Source organism: Salinispora cortesiana, from assembly GCF_000484695.1.
Classification (GTDB): Bacteria; Actinomycetota; Actinomycetes; order Mycobacteriales; family Micromonosporaceae; genus Micromonospora; species Micromonospora cortesiana.
In genome coordinates this window covers 1-19,137 of the sequence record NZ_AXVR01000066.1, presented here as the reverse complement: position 1 = coordinate 19,137, position 19,137 = coordinate 1, and the positions used below count along the sequence as shown (strand labels likewise).

General features: G+C 68.7%; 12 protein-coding genes and 3 pseudogenes. 5 read left to right on the top strand and 10 right to left on the bottom strand.

Annotation, left to right across the window (positions count from 1 at the left end; translation table 11 throughout):
- Positions 1–576 precede the first annotated feature (576 nt).
- From K228_RS0121045 to K228_RS0121020, 6 genes are all read right to left on the bottom strand, one after another.
- A complete protein-coding gene (locus K228_RS0121045) occupies positions 577–1,938 on the bottom strand; it encodes a cytochrome P450 (protein WP_025620208.1) in 1,362 nt (453 codons plus the stop codon).
- Positions 1,935–2,492 (bottom strand): flavin reductase family protein, encoded by a 558-nt coding sequence (locus K228_RS0121040; protein WP_025620207.1) that lies wholly within the window; start codon positions 2,490–2,492, stop codon positions 1,935–1,937. Before K228_RS0121040 ends, K228_RS0121045 begins: the two co-directional genes overlap by 4 nt.
- Positions 2,489–2,926 (bottom strand): acyl-CoA thioesterase, encoded by a 438-nt coding sequence (locus tag K228_RS0121035; protein WP_025620206.1) that lies wholly within the window; start codon positions 2,924–2,926, stop codon positions 2,489–2,491. The genes K228_RS0121040 and K228_RS0121035 overlap by 4 nt, the downstream gene beginning before the upstream one ends.
- 2 nt (positions 2,927–2,928) lie before the next feature.
- Positions 2,929–8,742, bottom strand: coding sequence for a type I polyketide synthase (locus K228_RS0121030; protein ID WP_025620205.1), 5,814 nt, complete (start codon positions 8,740–8,742; stop codon positions 2,929–2,931).
- An 89-nt stretch (positions 8,743–8,831) separates the two neighbouring features.
- Complete coding sequence (locus K228_RS0121025) at positions 8,832–9,794, bottom strand: DUF1702 family protein (RefSeq protein ID WP_025620204.1); 963 nt, start codon at positions 9,792–9,794, stop codon at positions 8,832–8,834.
- 169 nt (positions 9,795–9,963) lie between these two features.
- Positions 9,964–10,953, bottom strand: a complete 990-nt coding sequence (locus K228_RS0121020) for a DUF1702 family protein (RefSeq protein WP_025620203.1) — start codon at positions 10,951–10,953, stop codon at positions 9,964–9,966.
- A gap of 342 nt (positions 10,954–11,295) precedes the next feature.
- Between K228_RS0121020 and K228_RS0121015 the strand changes: the two genes are divergently transcribed.
- From K228_RS0121015 to K228_RS0121000, 4 genes and pseudogenes are all read left to right on the top strand, one after another.
- Positions 11,296–11,865 (top strand): DUF5987 family protein, encoded by a 570-nt coding sequence (locus K228_RS0121015; protein WP_025620202.1) that lies wholly within the window; start codon positions 11,296–11,298, stop codon positions 11,863–11,865.
- Positions 11,862–13,496 (top strand): GMC family oxidoreductase N-terminal domain-containing protein, encoded by a 1,635-nt coding sequence (locus tag K228_RS0121010; RefSeq protein WP_025620201.1) that lies wholly within the window; start codon positions 11,862–11,864, stop codon positions 13,494–13,496. Before K228_RS0121015 ends, K228_RS0121010 begins: the two co-directional genes overlap by 4 nt.
- A 65-nt stretch (positions 13,497–13,561) precedes the next feature.
- A pseudogene (locus K228_RS30575) lies at positions 13,562–13,813 on the top strand (carboxymuconolactone decarboxylase family protein); the annotation flags it as partial.
- 1,047 nt (positions 13,814–14,860) lie between these two features.
- Positions 14,861–15,652 (top strand): TIGR03084 family metal-binding protein, encoded by a 792-nt coding sequence (locus tag K228_RS0121000; RefSeq protein ID WP_025620210.1) that lies wholly within the window; start codon positions 14,861–14,863, stop codon positions 15,650–15,652.
- Between the two features lie 128 nt (positions 15,653–15,780).
- On the opposite strand, the pseudogene K228_RS0120995 reads toward K228_RS0121000, so the two are convergent.
- The 4 genes and pseudogenes from K228_RS0120995 to K228_RS0120980 all read right to left on the bottom strand — a co-directional run.
- Positions 15,781–16,080, bottom strand: a pseudogene (locus K228_RS0120995) (ArsR family transcriptional regulator); the annotation flags it as partial.
- Between the two features lie 61 nt (positions 16,081–16,141).
- Positions 16,142–17,143 carry a helix-turn-helix transcriptional regulator gene (locus K228_RS0120990; protein ID WP_025620200.1) on the bottom strand — a complete coding sequence of 334 codons (1,002 nt, stop codon included), beginning with the start codon at positions 17,141–17,143 and terminating at the stop codon, positions 16,142–16,144.
- Positions 17,144–17,293: 150 nt separating this feature from the next.
- Positions 17,294–17,797 carry a hypothetical protein gene (locus K228_RS0120985; RefSeq protein ID WP_342667130.1) on the bottom strand — a complete coding sequence of 168 codons (504 nt, stop codon included), beginning with the start codon at positions 17,795–17,797 and terminating at the stop codon, positions 17,294–17,296.
- Between the two features lie 114 nt (positions 17,798–17,911).
- Positions 17,912–18,586 (bottom strand): nucleoside/nucleotide kinase family protein, encoded by a 675-nt coding sequence (locus K228_RS0120980; RefSeq protein WP_025620198.1) that lies wholly within the window; start codon positions 18,584–18,586, stop codon positions 17,912–17,914.
- A 398-nt stretch (positions 18,587–18,984) separates the two neighbouring features.
- Here K228_RS0120980 and K228_RS29255 point away from each other — a divergent pair.
- Positions 18,985–19,137 (top strand): annotated as a pseudogene (locus tag K228_RS29255) (IS701 family transposase); the annotation flags it as partial.

Here is a 19,137-nt window from a genome sequence, read left to right as displayed (position 1 = left end):
TGGCCAAGGCCGAACCCAAAACGCTGCGTTACCGAATCCTCCAGACTCCCGCACGCCTGGTCCGCGCCCGCCGCTACCGCTGGCTGCGCCTGCCCCGCACCTGGCCCTGGGCCACCGACCTAGCTACCGCCATCGAGACCATCCGCCGCATGCCCATGCCCGCCACCTGACCCCCCCCCCCCCGCCCCGACGACCAGGAGGAACCCGAGGAGACCACGCCCCACCGGCGCGACAGCCGGCCCACAGCCATACCCGACGAGCCCAAGACATCCACCAGCTACAATGCCGGCCCCTCAATCATCGACAGGCGTCAGACCCGCGAAGAATCAGGGTGAACGAGGAGATGACCGAGCACCGCGGCTATGCCAACGGGGGTTAGGGCAGTCCTGGCACAGGTGCAGTGGGAACGTACCGGGCAGGGTGCGCCCGGTCAGGCTGAAGGTGAACCTACGGTGAGCCCCTTCAGCCACCGCCTCCCAACCGCGGAGACTACTGCGCGAATAGTCACCTGGGGTAGCAACCAAGATCGCCGGAAGCACCCCGGAGCGAGGCCCCAACCGGGCTGGCCTCAGAACCTCAGTCGACTCGCCGCACCGTCATCGGCAGGCCGCCACGCACCCGCAGGGACAGCATCGGCTCAGGTACCACCGCTCGGCCCGGCAACCCCTCGAGCCGCAGATCGCGCAAGAGCACTGCCAGTACCAGAGTGGCCTCCAACATCCCAAGATTGTTGCCGACACAGAACCGTGGGCCGGCCCCGAATGGTATGTAGGCGTACCTCGGCCGGTTGGTGAGACGGGCCGGATCAAACCGCTCCGGGTCGAACCGCTCCGGCTCCTCCCAGAACCGAGGGTGTCGATGCAGGGTGTATGGACAGATCAGAAGGTCGGCTCCGGCCGGTACCCGATAGCCGCCGACCTCGTCCTCCGCCCGCGCCTTGCGAGTTAGGATCCACACCGGCGGATACAGCCGGATAGCCTCCTGCACCACCATCGCCGTGTACTGGAGCCGGTGCAGATCCTCGTAGACGGGGACCCGGTCACCGAGCACACTCGTTGCCTCCTGCCGGACCCGCTCACGCAGCTGGGGGTGCTTGTCCAGCAGGTGTAAGCTCCAGCCCAGCGTGCTGGCCGTCGTCTCGTGCCCGGCCAGCAGGAGGGTAACCAACTCGTCGCGCAACCGCTGGCGCCCCACCTCTGGGTCGGCCTCCGCGCGGGTGGACACGATCAGGCGGGACAGCACATCCTCTCGCCCCTCAACGTCCTGCCCACGCTCGGCGGCCAACACATCGACAACCTCCTGCAGATGCCGACGGGCGCGCCGGAATCGCCGCTGCCGACGCAGGGGAATCCAGGTCGGTACCGCGCTGAGCGTTTCCAGCTCGAACATCGCCTGATCCTGCACGGCGGCGAAGGAGTCACCGACGCCATGGAAGCCAGTCAGCTCTGCGTCGAGCAGGGTCCGGCCCAACACTCCCAGGGTCAACTGGGTCATCTCATCCAGCACATCCACCGGCGGCCCGCCAGCCCGCGTCGCGAGGCGTTCGGCGAGGCGGGTGGCCTCCTGCCCGACCACCCCGGCGTACTGGGCCAGGCGCCGGTTCAGAAACGCCGGTTGGATCACCCGCCGCTGCTTGCGCCACAGCTCCCCGTCACTAGTCAGTAGGCCGTCGCCGAGGGCACGACGGGCATGTACCAACCCGATGCCCTTCTGATAGTTGGCGTTGTTGTCAGCCAGGACGTGCTTGGCGTGGTCGGGGTGGTTGAAGAAGTACAGCCGCTTCGGGCCGACCGGCAACCGGGCGACGTCGCCGTACTCGGTCGCTGCCGACGTCAACATGCCCAGTCGGTCCCGCCCCAGGGCCAGCAGCAGGCGCAGGCCCGCCGTGGCCGGAGGACCTGGTGGGACCCGCCCGCCCCGGTCCGCGATCACCGTCATGCCACGTCCCCCATCTGTCGCTCGAGCTGGTGGAACTGCCCGGACATGAACAACAGCGCCTCGTCCTCCGGCCAGCGCTGTGCAGACAGCAGCCGGCCGACGAAGATGGTGTGGTCGCCACCGTCGTACGCACCCCACACCTCGCACTCGAAGTGGGCCTGCGCCCCGGTGATCAGCGGCACCCCCGTCAGCGGGCCCGGCTGCCAGTCCACCCGGTCGAACTGCTCGGCACCCAGCGGGCGGCGTGCATCGGCGAAGTACCGTGCCACCGGCTCCTGCCGCGTCGTGAGTACGGATACGCCGAACTCACCCGCCTCCCCCAGGAAGCTGTGCATCATGGCCGTCCGGCCCACGCAGACCAAAAGTAGCGGTGGATCCAGTGACACCGCGGTGAACGAGTTGGCGGTCATCCCGTGTGGGGTTTCACCACCGACTGTCACCACAGTAACGCCAGTGGCAAATGCACCATATACCTTCCGCAAGGCCTTTGAATCGGTAGTGACGGCGGCAATTGTCCGCTGTGGCTTCACATCTGGCTCCTCGTCGACGGTCACAACCTCGCCGCCGCATAGGGTTCCAGCGCCCGAATCAGCGCCTCGGGTACCCGCGCCGGCACAGTCCTGGTGTTCGGCCCCCGCATGCAGGCCACCCGCTGGCTACCGCGGGCTACCATCGCCTCCCCGCCGTCTGGTTCGAGTCGTACATAGTCGAAGCTGAACTCCACCTGGGTCTGTGCGAGCTGGGCCAACCGCATTCGGATCGACAACTCGTCAAAAGCGGTAATCTCAGCGAAGAATTCGCAATCCACCCGGAGCGTGAACAGCTTCAAGTCGTTGCGGAGGTCAGCCAGCACCTCCGGCGCTCGCTCCTTAAGGAACATTTCCCGGCAACGCCCCTGCCAACGCAGGTAGTTGACGTAATAGACATTGCCGACGAGGTTGGTCTCCTCGAAGCCGACGGTATGCACATATTCGAAGTACTTGTCCACGGTCAGTGCTGTCCTTCCGTCAGGATGGCGAAGACAACCGGCTCCGTCAGGTCCCGGACGGTCGCCACCAGGGTGGCGATCCGCAGGTGGCCAGAGCCGAACAGCTGCCAGCCCAGCCGATCCGAGCGCAACAGGGTAAGCGGTGCCCGATGGGACAGGCCCGCCTTGCGCAGGCACTCGATCGCAGCCCAGGTACGGGTGGCCGAGGCGTGATACGACTCGTCGATGTCGGTGGCGACCAGGCGGGCCAGCTCCGAAAACGGACCGAGCAGGCCCTGCCACACCGACTCATCGCGTTCGCGGACCAGCTCCACGTCGCACGCGACGGTCTGCTCAGCAACCACGGCGAGGGTCAGCCCGGAAATATGCGACGCCGAGAGCTGGTGGCCATTGGGCAGTTCGGGTCGGCCGTCTGGGCGGTAGTTCACCTGCACCGGGTGGCCCAGCGAGTGACCGGCGGCGACGGCAGTGATTGCACGCCGCTCGCGCAGCCACTGTTCGGTTCGGCCGGAGGCCTCCGGTTGTTCGGCGGCCGAGTGCGGTAGCACCGTCACCGCAACCTGCGCACCGACCAGATCACCAACGCTGCGCTCCAGGTAGGAACCCAGCAGCGGCGCGACCCACCTGCCGCGGCCGTCCTTCTTGCGGACCGCACGAAGGCGCAGCCCGTCCCAGCGTTCCACGACCGCGCCGTCGGCGGAGCGCAGGGCGATGTCGTACACGTAGGTGTCGCCGTCCCGGCTGCGTTCCACCGCGCAGTAGCGCAGCTCCTCGTCACCGCACAGCCGCGGCCCAGCGGCATACAGGCGATCGATACCGGCCGGCAGCAGCGTGCCGTCCGGGACACAGACCTGGTTGCCGTGCATCAGCGCATCACGTACGCCCGGATCACCGAGGAGCAGGGTGGCCGGCAGGTATTCGGCGAACCAACGGGTGTCGGCCATCGCTGCCACCACTGCGTCGACGTGTCGGGCCGCAGCCCGGTGGTAGCGGCGTAGACGCTGGAAGAGGCCCCCCTGGAACAGGGTGTCGCCGTAGAGCTCCGAAGCTGGGTTCAGCGGCACCGCCGGCAGCCCGTCGGGGACCTCGTCGGGTGGGCCGACCGGCGCCGGCGGTCCGGTGAAGCGCAGGCGAGCACGGAAGTGGGCGGCGGCGAAGTCGGTTTCGGCACTGTGAATGACCGCGTCAACCACACCCTCCTCGACCACCAGGGTAGCGATCCGGATGAGGGTACGGCCCTGCGGTGGAACCACGATCGGGCGGAGGAACTCCGCCTGCTCGATCACCGGGGTCTCCTCACGCCCGACAACCGCCGCGGCGACCTGGGCCATCGCCTCCATGCCGAACACCGCCGGGAACAACAGGTTTCCGTCCAGCCGGTGGTCCTCTAGGTACAGGTCGGTCGCCGGATTCAACTCGGTCTCCACGACCATTTCGACACCGTCATACCAAACCAGCGGCCGGTCGACGAAGCGCAACAACGGCAGCTCGGGTCGGTTCCTGCGGACCGTGTCCACTCCCTCGACCCGACCGCTCACCACCACCTTGGCGGGAACCTGCGGATCCGCGACCAGCCGGCGAAGCAGCTGCACACCCTGGTCCGGAGTCACCGGGGTGATGCCGTCGCGAGTGAGCGTCTCCACCACCGACAGCCGCTCGCCCATGCCCACCCCGGACCAGACTGACCACTCCAGGCAGAGCGCACGACACTGCGGGTGACGTCGGCCGAACTCCTCGGTCAGCTCGGCCAGCCAGTCGTTGGCGACGGCGTAGTGGGCCTCTCCCTGCAGTCCGGCCCGACCGATGATGCTGCCGAAGGTGACCAGTAGCTTCAGCCGGTCACCGGCGACGGCTTCGAGCACCGACCGGAGCCCGTCGATCTTCGGAGCAAAGGTACGTCGGAGCGTCTCCATGGTGACGCCGGTCAGCGCGGCTGGTTCGTTACGACCGGCACCGTGCAGCACCGCGGTCACGGTGCCAACCGCGTCAACCAGGTCGGCGACGGTCTGCCGGACCTGCTCGGCATCGGCGACATCGGCGCGAACATAGTGCACGCGGACCCCGGCATCGCGCATCCGGTCGAGGTTGGCGGCCAACTCCGAGTCGTGGGCTGGGTCGGAGCGGCCCAGCACCGCCAGCGTGGCCCCGCTGTCGCCAGCGAGCGCCAACGCGCACTCGGCGGTGATGCCCTTGCCGCCGCCGGTGGCGAGCAGCACGTCGTCGGGGCCCAAGGCTGGTACGTTCCGCTCCGCCTGTACCGGCAGCACCCGTAGCGTAGGCACCCGCCGACGCCCCGCCTCGTCGTAGTGCACCTCGCTGAAGGTGGTGGTCGCCGCAACCTCCTGGACGATTCGGTCCACCGCGCCCGGCTCGGGCCTGATGTCCACGATCGTGGTACGGACCTGCGGCGCCTCGAGCCGTAACGTCCTCGCCATGCCGGCGGCGCCGGCGCCCTGCTGCACCAGGACGAAGCGGCCACCACCAGCGGTGATTGCGGCGCGAGCGCCCTCCAGCGCCACCTGCAGGTCCGCCTCGGCACATTGTTGCGGCAGGCAGACGAGCACTCCCTCCCCGACTCCACCCGCCTGCAACGCGTGCTGAAGTGGCTCGGCGAGCGGGTGGCCATCCGTGGCGTACAGCTGCCACCTACCGGCAGAAGCAGCGCCGGAGCGGGTCGGCAGCGGCAGCTCCTCCAGCTCCACCGACCAGGCGCGGCACCAGTCGGCGACGCCGTTGACGAGCGTCGGAACTGGCTGCTCGCCGGAGGTGCCGGCGCCGGAGCGGGTGAGTTGGTCAAGCGTTTCGGCGAGCTGGCCGACGGTCGCCGTGGCGAAGTTGGTCGGTGTCTGCGCCGTCGGGATCTGGAGATGCTGCGCAGCCTGGTTGACGAGTTGCCCGACGGTGATCGAGCTCAGATGCAGGTCATCCAGGAGCTGGCTGCTGTCGTGAACCATCTCCATCGGCAGCTCCGCTCGCTCGGCGGCCAGCCGACGTAGCAGCTCCAGGCTGGTCTCCTCGGCATGGCCGCGCTCCGTCGCCGCCGGCGCAACGGCGGGATTGGCCGGGCTGTTGTCGCGCGCTTCGGGCAGGTGCAGGGTGGGTGCCGACTCGCACGGACTGGCGAAGAACCGGAACTCCTGCCCCAGCTCCAACGGCCGTACCAGCCGGTCGTGAAAGAGAATTCCGTCTACTGGGGCGGCGCCTAGGACATAGGCGAAACCAGCCACCCGGAGCAGTCCAACCATGGACTCGTCGTCGGTGTCCAGCGCAATCGCTGGGACGTCGGTGGCAGCCGCGGCCAGCCCGGAGAGCACCCTGCCGGGACCGACCTCGATGAATAGGTCGACATCCTTGGCGGCCAGGGCCACCGCCTGGCTAAACAGCACAGGGTCGGTGATCTGCCGGTGTAGTAGTCCCACCACGTCGGTGTCCGGGGCCAGTGCTTCCCCGGTGACGGTGGAGATCACCGACCCGGCCACCCGGTCAAACCGCTCCCCCGACAGCGCCTCCCGGAGGGCATCCGCAGCCGGTGCCACCAGGCTGGAGTGGAAGGCGTGCGACACCGACAGCGGGGTGGCCCGCAGCCCGTCGGCAGCCGCCCGCTCACATGCCTGCTCGACCGCCGCCACCGTACCGGCCACCACGGTGTGCTCGGGACCGTTGTGGGCGGCGATCACCACCGGCAGCCCGGCGATCAACCCGGCGACCCGCTCGGCCGACCCGTTGATATCGGCCATCGTCCCGGACGAGCTGTGCTCCCCCATCGTCCGGCCACGAAGCCGGGCGATGCGCAGCAGCGCCTCGTCCTCCAGGGCACCGGCCCAGTGCAGCGCGGCGATCTCACCGAGGCTGTGCCCGACGGCGACGCTGGCATCCAACTTCAACAACGACAGGGCGCGCAGTCCGGCCAGCGCACCGGTGACGATCCGGGGTTGCGCCACCTCGGTGGCGACCATGTCACCGCTGACGGGTAGGTCGGCCCGCTCGTACACGTCGGCGACATCGGAGAATCGGCGTCGTAGGGCACCGCCGGAGGTACCCCGTCCGGAGCCCTGCCCGGGAAAGAGGTAGCCGATCCGGGCAGCAGGGCCGCGTACGTGACCGAGCAGGCACCGACCATCGGGGGTGATCAGCCGCACCGTGTTGGCGTCCAAAGCGTCGCAGACCCGGCGTAGCTGCCGCTCGGCGTCCTCCGGGGAGGTGACCACCACGGCCGCCCGGTAGGGCAGATCCCGCAGTTCACGGTGCAGGGTCGCGGCGAGGTCGGCGAGTTGGGCGTAGGAGACGGTGGGGGCGAACTCCACCAACCGGCCGAGCCGCTCGCGCAGCTGGGTCGGGGACGCCCCGTCCACCAGAAGTAACTCGGCGTCCTGAAGCGAGGTGGCGAGGTTGCGCGACCGGCTGTCCAGCCGGGTCGACCGGCGGGGCCGGTCGCCGGCCAGCACGATGTGGGTGTTGATGCCGCCGAAACCCATGGCGGTGACGCCAGCGCGTAGGGGCACGTCCCGCGGCCAGGGCTCCGCCTGGCGCAGGGCCCGCAGGGCCTCGCCGTGCTCGGTGAACACCTCATGAGGCTCAACACAGCCGACCGTCGGCGGCAGGATCTCGTGGTGCACGGCCATCGCGGCCTTGATCAGACCGGCGACGCCGGCGGCGGCCTTGGTATGGCCGATCATGCCCTTGATCGAGCTGATCGCCGCGGGTGGGGAGTCGGGGTCGGCGGCACGTCGGGCCAGCGACAGCGCCTTGAGCTCGGTGGCGTCGCCGACGGCGGTGCCGGTACCGTGACCCTCGAACATTCCGACTGTATCGATGCCGAAGCCAGCCCGGTCATAGGCCCGACGCAACGCGAGTTGGTAGCCGCTGATCTCGGGCCGGGTGATGCCGCCTTTGCCGTCGGAGGAGATTCCCCAGCCCGCGATGGTGGCGTAGGTCCGGTGCCCGGCACGGTTGGCGTCCGACTCACGCATCAGCACGACCATGCCGCAGCCCTCACCGGGCCAGAAGCCGTTGGAACCGCGGTCATACACCCGCATCTCGTGTCGGGCAAGCGCGCCGGTCTTGGCGAATCCGATGATCTCAAAGGGGTCGATGGAGAGGTCCACGCCCCCGGCGATCGCCACGTCGACCTCGCCGTCGACGAGGCTCTTGCAGGCGGTGGCGACGGAGAGCAGGGACGACGAGCAGGCGCCATCTACTGTGTAGCCGCCACCGTTGAAGTCGAAGTAGTTACAGATCCGTCCAGCGATAGTGTTCGACAGTCCGCCGGCGAGCGTGTCCTCGTCCACCGGCGGGAACGGGCCTTTGAAGGTCGCCTCGAAGTCAGCTAGAAACCCGCTGAGCTGGTCGTCGTCCCAGTCCTGCTCCTTGAGCGCGGCGGCGACCATTCGTCGGATGTAGGGCCAGCGCAGCCGGAGCTGGTTGGCGCGGGAGAACTCCCCCGTGAGGGTGTTTCCCACGACCACGCCGGTACGTTCCCGAGGCAGCCCCTCTCCCATGGGAAACCCGGCGTCGGCCATGGCTGACGCCGCCATGTCCAGCGCCAGCCAGTGGGTCAGGTCGGTGGAGCGGTAGGTGCTCCCAGCAATCTTGTAGGCGACCCGATCGAACTCATACCCCTCGATTACTGCAGCGTTGGGGGAATAGAACTTGTCCGGGGTCGTGGCGTCCGGGTCCCAGTAGTCATCGAGACTCATCCGCTCCGGGGGCAGCCGGCGGAAGGCGCGTCGGCCGGCGATAGCGTTCTCCCAGAGTTCTCGTGGGGTTGTGGCGTCCGGGTACCGGCACGCCATCCCGACCACTGCGATCCTGGTCATAAGATCTCCTCTGATATTTGCGGTAGTGGTCGGCGGTCGACAGGGTGGCCGCGAGGTTGGTCGGCGGGTCGGTTGCCTCGCCGCAGACCTCAGCTCCGTGCCTGGAACTCCGCGGCAATCGCCCGTCGCCACCGCTCATAGGCGGGGACGGCATCGGACTGACCGCGGGGGACGGTGGCGTCGGTCACCTTGGCCGCCTCCGCCGGCGTCATGCCGCAGAACACTGCTACGGCCAGTTCGTTGTGTGGGACAACCAGGCCAGCCCGGACCCGGGCACCGGCGGCAAAGGCACTGCCCTGGGCCACGGCGGCGCGATGATCGCCGGCGCGCTCCCAGAAGCGGACCAACTCCGCCTCGCAGGCGCCGCCGGCGTAGGTGGCCGCCAGGCCAGCGCCCGCATACAGGTCGGCGCGGCGGTCCTCAGGAAAGCCGGCGATCATTTCCGTGACCCGGTCCGCCTCGGTGCCGCCGATGAACCACATGGCCCGACCGATGCCCTGATCGATCACCCGGCCGCCGTACTCGGCGGGTCCAGCCGCAGGCCAGGGAAAGGTGCGGTGTCGGTGTTGACGATGCACGTACTTCTCGGTCTGGAAGTACGCCTGGTGGAACCCGTAGCCATCAAGGACCAGCCAACGCAACAACGGGTCCGGCGCGTAGAGCTGACCCCAGCGAAACCGCGGTAGCCGCGCCATGGCCCAACCCACTCCGATGTACGCCATGTAGACGTGCCCGTCGCCCCGGCCGTCGAGCATGGCCGGCACGTGTCGAGGTCGGCCCAGGCGCAGGCCGTCGCGGACTGCGAAGCCCATCGCGGCGCCCTCGTACGCGAAGCCACGGAAGCGGATAGGAATGGTTTCCAGACGGGCTTCGACAGTGGAGATGTGCGGCCCTTCGGCGGCATACCCATAGCCGGCCAGAAAGGAGGAGCCGACGGTCTCCAGCAGCGTCCGTGATTCTTCGTCCTTGACATGGAAACCACGAACGTCCAGCTTGGTCTGGGAAATGTTCGGCGTCAGAATCCTACGACGCAGACCACGAAGGTTCTGCATTGGCACCTTGCCCCCAAGAAGAGTGGGTGTGACGACCCACCCGCACATGGCCGTCTATTTCGATGATGACAAAGGCCTTCGCCATCATGTTCTTCAACCGTGCGGAGCCAGTCGACGGTCGATCACATTCGACTCTGCCCGGGGTAGCGGCGGCATCGCGGATTCCCGGTTAGGCCCGAGCCGCGTCGGCCGGCACAAGGTGCATGCGGAGCTGGCGGCGCCACACCTCGTACGCTGGCAGGCCGGGCTCGGCCGCAGCGGAGACGACGTCGCTGGCGAGTCGCGCCGCGTCCGCCACCGACCGGTCGCCCAACGCCAACATGGCGACCTCGCTGTGCTCCGGCACGTACCCCGCCTGGCTGCGCGCCTTGGCCGCGAACGCCGCCCCCTGGGCAAGATCGCTGACATACCGGCCGGCGGACCCGCGGATCGAGGCCAGGTCGCTCGGAGTGCTGCCCCCGGCAAAGGTCGCCGCGAGGCCAACCCCGCTCCACAGGTCGCCGTGCCGCTGTTCGGCGAAGGCGTGCACGGCAGCGGTGACGTCGGCGGTACGCCCTCCGTGGATGAACCACAGCGCTCGGCCGACTCCCTGGTCCACCGCCCGGGCGAAATAGTCTGGGTGGCCCTGCCACGGATACGCCCGAGGGCGCTCCTGCCGGGTGACGTACCGCTCGACATCGAAGTACGCTCGATCGAAACCGTAGCCATCCACGGCCAGCCACGTCATCGTTGGGTGATACGGGGAGCCGCTGAGGTCGGGCACCACGTGCCGCCACAGCCGCCGCGGCAGGCGGGCCATCGCGAACCCGATGCCGATGTAGGCGAGAAAGAGATGCCGGTCGCCGGGCCCGCGCAGCAGGTCCCTGGTCCTTGTGCCGCGACGCGGCCGCAGCACGTCGAGGATCGTGCAGGCCATCGTGGCACCCTCGTAGGCGAACCCGGCCATCTCCTCCTCGACGAGGTCGAGCCGGCGTTCGAGCTCCCACAGGTCATGGGCGTCAATACCCCACTCGAAGCCGCAGATGACCGACTGCGGGACCGCCTCCAGCCGGCGGGTAACCGGCGATGGCTCCCCGGGAAAGCCGCGTCGGGCGAAGGTGACCTCAGCCAACGACGGCGACATGAGCAGGCGGCGCACCGAACCCAACACGCTCGGCATGAAAGTCTCCCTGTCGGTACGACGTCTTCCATCGGAATTGGCGGCGTCTCTATCGTCCGGGTCGCCCCGACGGGCGTCCTCTTCTGCGTTGCGCACCCTCGGAGAAGGCCCACCCACGCGGCGGGCAAAATGCGGCTTCCACACACATGCCTCCGCAAAGAAAAAGGTGCACCTCCGACCCGCGCCATCGATGATGCAGTGATTGGGCGTCGCATCCGCTGACCAAACCACACCCTTTCATCTCACCCTACGCTTCATCGACGCACAAAGGGAACGAGAAGCTGCCGGAAGTAACCGCGGCGCCGCCACGGATGCATGTCAAACAGAGACGAAGGGAACGCCATGCAGACGGAAAATCCCGACTCCGAGCAGACCCGAGTCATGACGCTCGAAGCGTTTGCCGACACTATTGTTCCGGGTCAGAAGCGCTCACCTGACGACCGGGCGATCGCTGGAGTCTCGGCTGACGGTGGCGCCGTCGCCAGTGGGGCACTGGCCCTGCTGGAGGATCCGGCCAGCGGATTCGCCATGGCCCTGGCACCACTGAGCGAGGCGCTGAACTCGCATGCCGCGAGCTACGCCGAGTCGCATGGCCTGCCCCTCGACCCCAGTACGCCGCCGTTCGTGGCCCTCTCCTACGACCACCGCACCGCGCTCCTCAGCGAGCTGCTGAAGCCGGGGCACTCCGAGCAGGAGATGTGGGTGGGGTTGGCCCTCTTCAGCAACATGGCCTTCGACAGCGCGGCGCACATCGGCACCCACGAGGCCCTCGCCGCCGGGCATCCGGGCCTGCTGGCGATCGGCATTGCCCGGCCCGATGACGACGGCCTCTGGCGCTTTCCCGAGTACTCCTACGGCCGTCCCCTAGCGCCCCTACACCCCGACACCCTTCCCTCCGGGAGTCCCGCATGAGCAATACCGCCAGTACCGACGTAGTGATCATCGGCAGCGGCTTCGGCGGTGCCATACCCGCATACCACCTGGCCGCCGGCGGCGCGAAGGTGGTGGTTCTCGAACGCGGACCGTGGCTGTCCGCCGAGGAGTTCGACCACGACTTCAAGCTCGGTTCCTCGTACACCCGCGTCTTCGACTTCACTGTCGGCGACGGCATGAGCCTGCTCGGCGGCAACTGCGTCGGCGGTGGCAGCGTGGTCTACTTCGCCACCATGCCCCGCGCGCCACGGTTCGTCTTCGAGCGCCGCGGCAGCATTGGCCAGCGGATGTGGCCGGCGGCTATCACCCGAGACAGCCTGGACCCCTGGTACGACCGGGCGACCGAGGCCCTGCCAGTCACGAAGCAGAGCTGGGAGAAAATCCCCTACGCCGGCGGCCTGTTCGCGGCGGCCTGTGCGCACGCCGGCCGGACGGCCAACCCGGTGCCATCGGCCGTCGACGTCGATATGTGTACGAACTGCAACTGGATGATGGCCGGCTGTCGCTTCGACGCCAAACGCTCACTGCTGTTGAACTACCTGCCGGCCGCTCTTGCCCACGGCGCCGAAATCCGCCCGCTGCACGAGGTGCAACACCTCTCGCGTACCGACGACGGTGGCTACCGGGTGCACTACCGAAACGTCGACGCCGAGGACTACCGAATTCTGCATGACAGCGGCACGATCGACGCCAAGATCGTGATCGTCGCGGCGGGCGCCGGCGCCACGCCCGTGATCCTTCAGCGCTCCGAGACGACCCTCGGCGCGATGCCCCCCGCGGTGGGGCGCTACTTCTCCAGCAATGGTGAGCGGCTGAACACCGCCGTGTTCGACGAGGACCGGGTCCGCGAGGTGCTCGGCCTGTCCCGACCCGGCGGCAAGGCGTACGCCGCCAACCAGATCGGACGCGGACCAACCGTGGCATCCTGGGACCGGCTCGACGGAAACCTGCCCGAGTTCGAGCGCTACTCGCTGGAGCAGCTCTACTTCCCGCCCGGCCTCGGCACCATCCTCGCCCAGGCACCCGACGCGACCGGACCGAGCTGGTTTGGCCTGGAGAAGAAAGAGATGATGCGTCGCTGGCAGTCCTGGCTGACCATCTTCACCATGTCCGAGGACGACAACGAGGGTGTCTTCGGGCCACCACCTGCCATCGGAAACGCCGATCGCATCTCCCAGCAGATGCTCGGTCGTGGACCACTGAGCTACCGCCCCACCCCAAACACGTTGCGCGGCTGGGCGGCCTCTGACGCCGACGTCAAAGACATTTTGGAACGCGATGGGCTGGCCCGGGTAACGCCGTGGACCAACGATGTCGTTGGCGCGTACACCGTGCATCCGCTCTCCTCCTGCCGGATCGGGGACAACCCCGAGACGTCCGCCTTGGACGACCGGCACGAGCTGCGGCAACACCCAGGAATCTTCGTCACCGACGGTTCCGCGGTACCCGGTGCCCTGACGGTGAACCCGGCACTGACCATCGCCGCACTCGCCGAACGGGCCGTGCCCGGCATCATCCGCGCCGCGCAGGAACGCGGCGTACGGGTCACCTACGGCGGATCCTTGCCGGAGGGTTCCAGCCGGACCGTGCCGGCGACCGCTGTCAGCTGAGGACGTGCCGCGGGTCGGGTTGGCGCAGGCCACCGACCCGCAGCGCCGGTTCGAGGAGGAAACTCATGGGCCGATGGCTGGCTCGGGCGACTAGTCGAACGATGCTGACCCACATCCGACACGTCACCCCGGTCCCGCCGCGCACCGCCACCGGTGCCGTCGCCGAGGTCTACCGCCAGGTCGCCACCGACTTCGGCGTCTACGCACCGCCGGTCGTGCTGCACTCCCCCGCGCCCGAGGCGCTGCGCGCCTGCTGGACGCTGCTCCGGGAGACGCTGCTGGCCGACGGGCTGGTCTCCCGGCGGGCCAAGGAGGTGGTGGCCGAGGCGGTGTCGCTCGGCAACCGCTGCCCGTACTGCGTCGACGTGCACGGGGCGACAGTCACCGGGCTGATCGGCCGTCCCGGGAGGCACCCCGTGGGCCGAGATCCGGCCGCCGACCCGGAACTGGAGGCGCTGGCGGAGTGGGGCCGGCGCAGCGGCGAGCCGTCCGACCGCCCGACGCCGCCCTTTCCCCTCGCATACGCGCCGGAGCTGATCGGCGTGGCAGTGGTCTTCCACTACCTCAACCGAATGGTGCACGTGTTTCTCCAGGAGTCGCCGCTGCCAGCCACCTCGGGCCCGGTCCGCAAGGTGGCCGACCGGATCGCCAGCCGGGTGATGGGGGGACTGGCCGGGGTCGGGGCCCCGCCGGGCCGGTCGGTGGACCTACTGCCACCCGCCCCGATTCCGACGGCGCTCGGCTGGTCACTCGGGCAACCGCACATTGCCGCAGCGATGGCGCGGTCAGCCCGTGCCCTGCAGACGGCCGGAGCGCAGGTGCTGCCGGAGCAAGCCCGGGAACTGGTGCTGGCAACGTGCGCCGACCCGCCCGCAACCACCCTGGCCGCTGGTACGTTCTTCGACGCGGCGCTCACCACGCTGCCCCCGGACGACCGGCCCCTCGGTCGGCTGGCGCTGCTGACCGCGCTTGCCCCGTACCGCGTTACCGCCGGCGACATCACAGCCTGTCGGGTCGCCGGTGCCGACGACCGTACGCTGGTCCTGGCGGCTGCCTGGGCGAGCCTGAACGCGGCCCACCTCATCGGCGCCGGTCTGGACAACGATCTGACCGCGCACACGGGACGATCCCGGACCGGAAGCGAAGAGGTGAGCCCGGATCGAACGGGCGCGGCGGTTCGCACAGCGGGAGAAGACTCGCCCGCCCGACGCGCCGATGATGAAAGCAGCCGAATGCCAAGGCAACCGGTTGTTTCCCCCCTTTACCCGCCCGGACATCGGACCGGGCGGCAGCCGTCGCCGGTGTCGCCCCGTCGCGCAGAGCACGTCGGGCCCAAGGTGTCGCAGCAGCGAGAGGATGAGCGCGTGGCAGAGCAGGACATATTCGCTGCCCTGAAAGCCGAGGGCGAGAGTGTCGACCACCTGGTCGCCGGGCTGGACAAGGATGCCTGGGAAACGCCGACGCCGGCCGAGGGTTGGACGGTGGCACACCAGATCGCACACCTGGCCGCCACCTTCCGGATGGCCGGGCTGGCAGCCGCTGCCCCGGACGAGTTTCGCCGCATGATGTCCCAGATGAGCGACTCGTTTGAGTCCAATGTGCAGGCAGCGATGGCCCCCTACGTGGCACAGCCGCCGAACCGGCTGCTGGCGGCGTGGCGCGACGAGCGGGCCACCACCCAGAAGGCCCTCGCCGCCGTCGCAGATGGCACTTTGCTGCCGTGGCTGGTCCGCCCAATCCCCGCGCCCGTGCTGGCGGCCGCCGGGATGATGGAGTTGTTCGGGCACGGCCAGGACATCGCAGATGCGCTCGGGACACCGCGGGAACACACCGACCGGCTTCGCTACCTGGTGGAGTTCGCCCTCCGCACCTGGGACTTCGGCTACCTGGCCCGTGGGCTTGAGGTGCCTGACACGCGGTTCCAGTTCCGCGTCACCGCGCCCTCCGGCGCGCTCTGGCAGTTCGGTCCGGTCGAGGCCGAGCAGACCATCACCGGATCCGCCACCGACCTGTGCCTGCTGGTAACCCGACGTCGCCACCGCGACGACCTGGCGCTGAAGGCCGCAGGCGACGAAGCCGACCGGTGGTTGGACGTCGCGCAGGCGTACCGCGGGCCGGCCGGCCCCGGCCGACGCCCCGGGCAGTTCGCCCGCTGACGTCCCCGGGTGCCCTGGCGGGAGAGCCGCCAGGGCACCCGATCACATCTGCATCGACCAGACTCTGGGCGAGCAGCGATCGCGCGAGCGCGTGCCGCGGGGTAGAGCTGTCCCCGCCTGGCGGGCGCTCACCGGTCAACGGGTGACCAGAACATCATGAGGAAGTTGACCGGCACGTCTGCCTCGGCCGTGGAGTCGGGCCGGTTGAACTCCTCCATCAGCGCGTCGAGCCGGGCGCGGAACTCCACCGCCCGCTCCCGGCTCACCATCTTGTCGACCATCACCATCATCTGCCCCGGAAGCTCTGCGTCGGTGGCGGCTGTCGGTTCGTGACCGAGCCGCCCGGCCAGGATGTCGTTGATCAGCCGTCCCCGGAAGTCGTCGAGGGTGGCGGCGAACGCCCTGGCCACCTCGCTGGCATTGCCAGGTCACCAGCGGCCGGCTCCGGGCCGCGCGAGCGACCCGGCCGTCCAACCCGCCAAGGTCGACTTACTCAAGCAGCCCTCGTTCATCGTCGGTCGTCCCCGGTCGGCCGGTGGATGCGTCACCCGCAGCGCGGCGAAACCTCGTCGCGAGGCGATCGAACGCCGCCGCGAGTTCGTCTCCGTCGATCACCTCAAGGTCGAGGTCAAGCTGCGTCATCCACAGCGCAAGCCGATCGGGGTGATCGGAACCCAGCTCGACCTGGCAGGTGAACTCGTCAACCACCTCGATGTCGACCGGGATACGGATCTTCCCGGCGACCTTGGCGGCGGGAGCATGTACGAGTACCCGGGCGCGATACGTCCAGGCCCCCTTGCTGACCCGTCCAGTGACGTACTCGACGACGTTGTCCGCCGGGAACGCCCGTGGCTGAAACCGCACCCCCGTCGGTGCGTGCACCACCATGCGGTCGACCCGGAAGACCCGCCAGTCGTCCCGGTCGAGATCCCAGGCGAGTAGATACCAGAGCGACCCCCAGCTCACCAGCCGTTGCGGCTCGGCATGGCGGATCCCTTCGCTGCCACCCGGCTTGGTGTAGCCGAACCGGAGCCGTTCCTGGCCGCGGATCGCGGCAGCGACCGCGCCGAGCACCGACAGATCCAGCGGCGGCCGCGCCCCCGGAACAACGCTCGTCGCCTCCCGTACCGCCGCGACGCGCCGACGGAGGCGCGCGGGCAGCACCTGCTCCAGCTTCGCCAGCGCGGTGAGCGATGTCTCCTCGACACCGAGCCGCTGGGTCGCGACCGCTCCCAGCCCGACCGCGACCGCCACCGCCTCGTCGTCGTCCAGCAGCAGTGGGGGCATCGCCGTACCGGCGGCCAGCCGGTACCCACCCGCGATACCCGGGCGCGCGTCCACGGGATAGCCGAGCGACCGCAGTTTGGCGACGTCGGCGCGGACCGTCCTCGTGCTCACCTCCAGCCGGCGGGCGAGCTCGGCGCTCGTCCAGTCGCGCTTGAGCTGAAGCAGTGACAGCAGTTCGAGCAGGCGGGCCGAGGTCTCCAACACGTTCCCAGCATGTCAGCAATTGCGGAAGCTAACCTGCCGCATCTAGCAAAGGATGTCGGTGTACGCGAAACAGCCGGGCCGTTCAGCATCTGCCCGCAACCAACCGCCACAGCCGAACGGGTGGAGGCGATCTCCTGCTCAGCGGCGGGATCAGCGCACCAGGGCTGCAGCAAACGCCGCCGGTCCAGCTGCCTCGTCACCGACGGCTGCCCACCGGTCACCAGTGACGACGACGCCGGTCGAGGTCATCTGGCCGGCCCACTCGTCTCGCTGAGAGTTGGTCGCGAAGACGGCGACCGTGAGCTGGTGTCCGTCGATGCTGCACATCCCCACCTCGTGGATACCCCGTTCCTCGGCGACCAGCTGCCCGCCCGCACATCGGCCGGCCCGCATCAGCGACCGGACCCCGAACACGGTGTGCTCTACCACCGGAGTCGACAGCCGAGGCCCCCACGCCGTCGTCGGCGCCGCCGGCCGGTCCTGGAAGGCAACGACAACCAGCCCGGCGGCTACCAGGCACACGAGCACACCGCCGGCCGATGCCACCACGCTCTTGACCACCTGGACCTCCACACATCCATACGGGCCCGGCGCACTGTACTGGCTGTAGTCAACCTGCCACCGATACTCATCGTCACTGTAGAGCCTCGCCACCGGCCCAACCCTGACCTGAAGTGCCGTGACCACCTGCTCTCGCACCCGGTGGGGCCCATCGTCGACGGCGAGTTGGACCAACGCGGTTCGTGCTCATAGCCGAATCGAAGACGGTCAGCACGCTGGGGTCTCCCAGGTCGGCAGCCGAGGCTCGTCGTTGTGCACAACGACATCGACGTGGTCGGTCGGACGAACCGCGGCAAAGTAGAGCTGTTGCGAGGGGATGTAACGTTCCCGCCAACGTCGTTCGACATCAGCCCGAGATGACATCCTGCCTTCTCGGATCATGGCACGGTCCACGGTCCTGTCGAGGGCTGTCGACACGAAGATGCGCAGGTCCCAGCGATCGATCAATTCTGGGCGCATGAGGAACACGCCATCGAAGACCAGCACGGCGTTGACAGGGGTGGTCGTGACCGGTGGGGACAGCACGGTATCCGCGATGTGGTCGTAGACCGTGGGCTGGAAGCGTCGATCTCCGCCCGGGCCAAGCGGATCGAGCAGGACCCGGGTCAGCGCGTCGTGGTCGTGGGCGTCGAAGTAGCAGCCCTCGGCCGAGTACTCGCCCCGTGGATAGCGCCGCGCCCGAGGAAAGACGAAGTCGTCGATCGTCGCGCGGATGACATCGCGGCCCCGGTCGCGCAGGACGACGGCCAGCTCGTCGGCGAGGGTGGTCTTGCCGGCGGCCGGCGGTCCGTCGACCGCTACCCGCGTGGGGTGCCCGAGTGCGACAGATCCGACCGCCTCAGCCAGGTGGTCAAGCAACTCGTCGCGGGTGCCATGCTCCATGGTGTGCCCTGTTCTGCTCTCGCAACGGTGGACGCGTCGAACCGGCTCTGTGCCCGTCCGCCACTCGCACGTCACTCTCCGAGTGAGCGACAGCTGGACCTGACCCGCGGTTACGGACATCCGAATCAGACGGCGGCTGGAGGGAAAAACATCCGGAACCCGGGGAAGCACGGGTAAGAAGCGGCCGGGGCCGGGCACCGACAGGCGAACCGCGACGACCGCACGGTTAGTACTCCAGCCGGGGTTGTTGACCTTGACTGAGCTGCGGTTTGATGCGACGCGGGAACGAGGGCAGCCACCGCCGATCATGGACGGTTGTGTGGACTGACCATGATGCAGCGGTGGCTGCCGGATACAGGGTAGACGCCCAGCGGTGGCGGGTGTTGTTCGACGACTTGATGCTGACGGTCGGGCAGCGTTTCCGTAGGCCGGAGCCTCGCCGTCGGGTGCGTGACTTTGTCCGGGGCTTGCTGGCGCCGTTGCCGCGGAAGAACTGCTGGACGATCGCGGAGCATGCCGGTGACACGGGTCCGGACGGGATGCAGGACCTG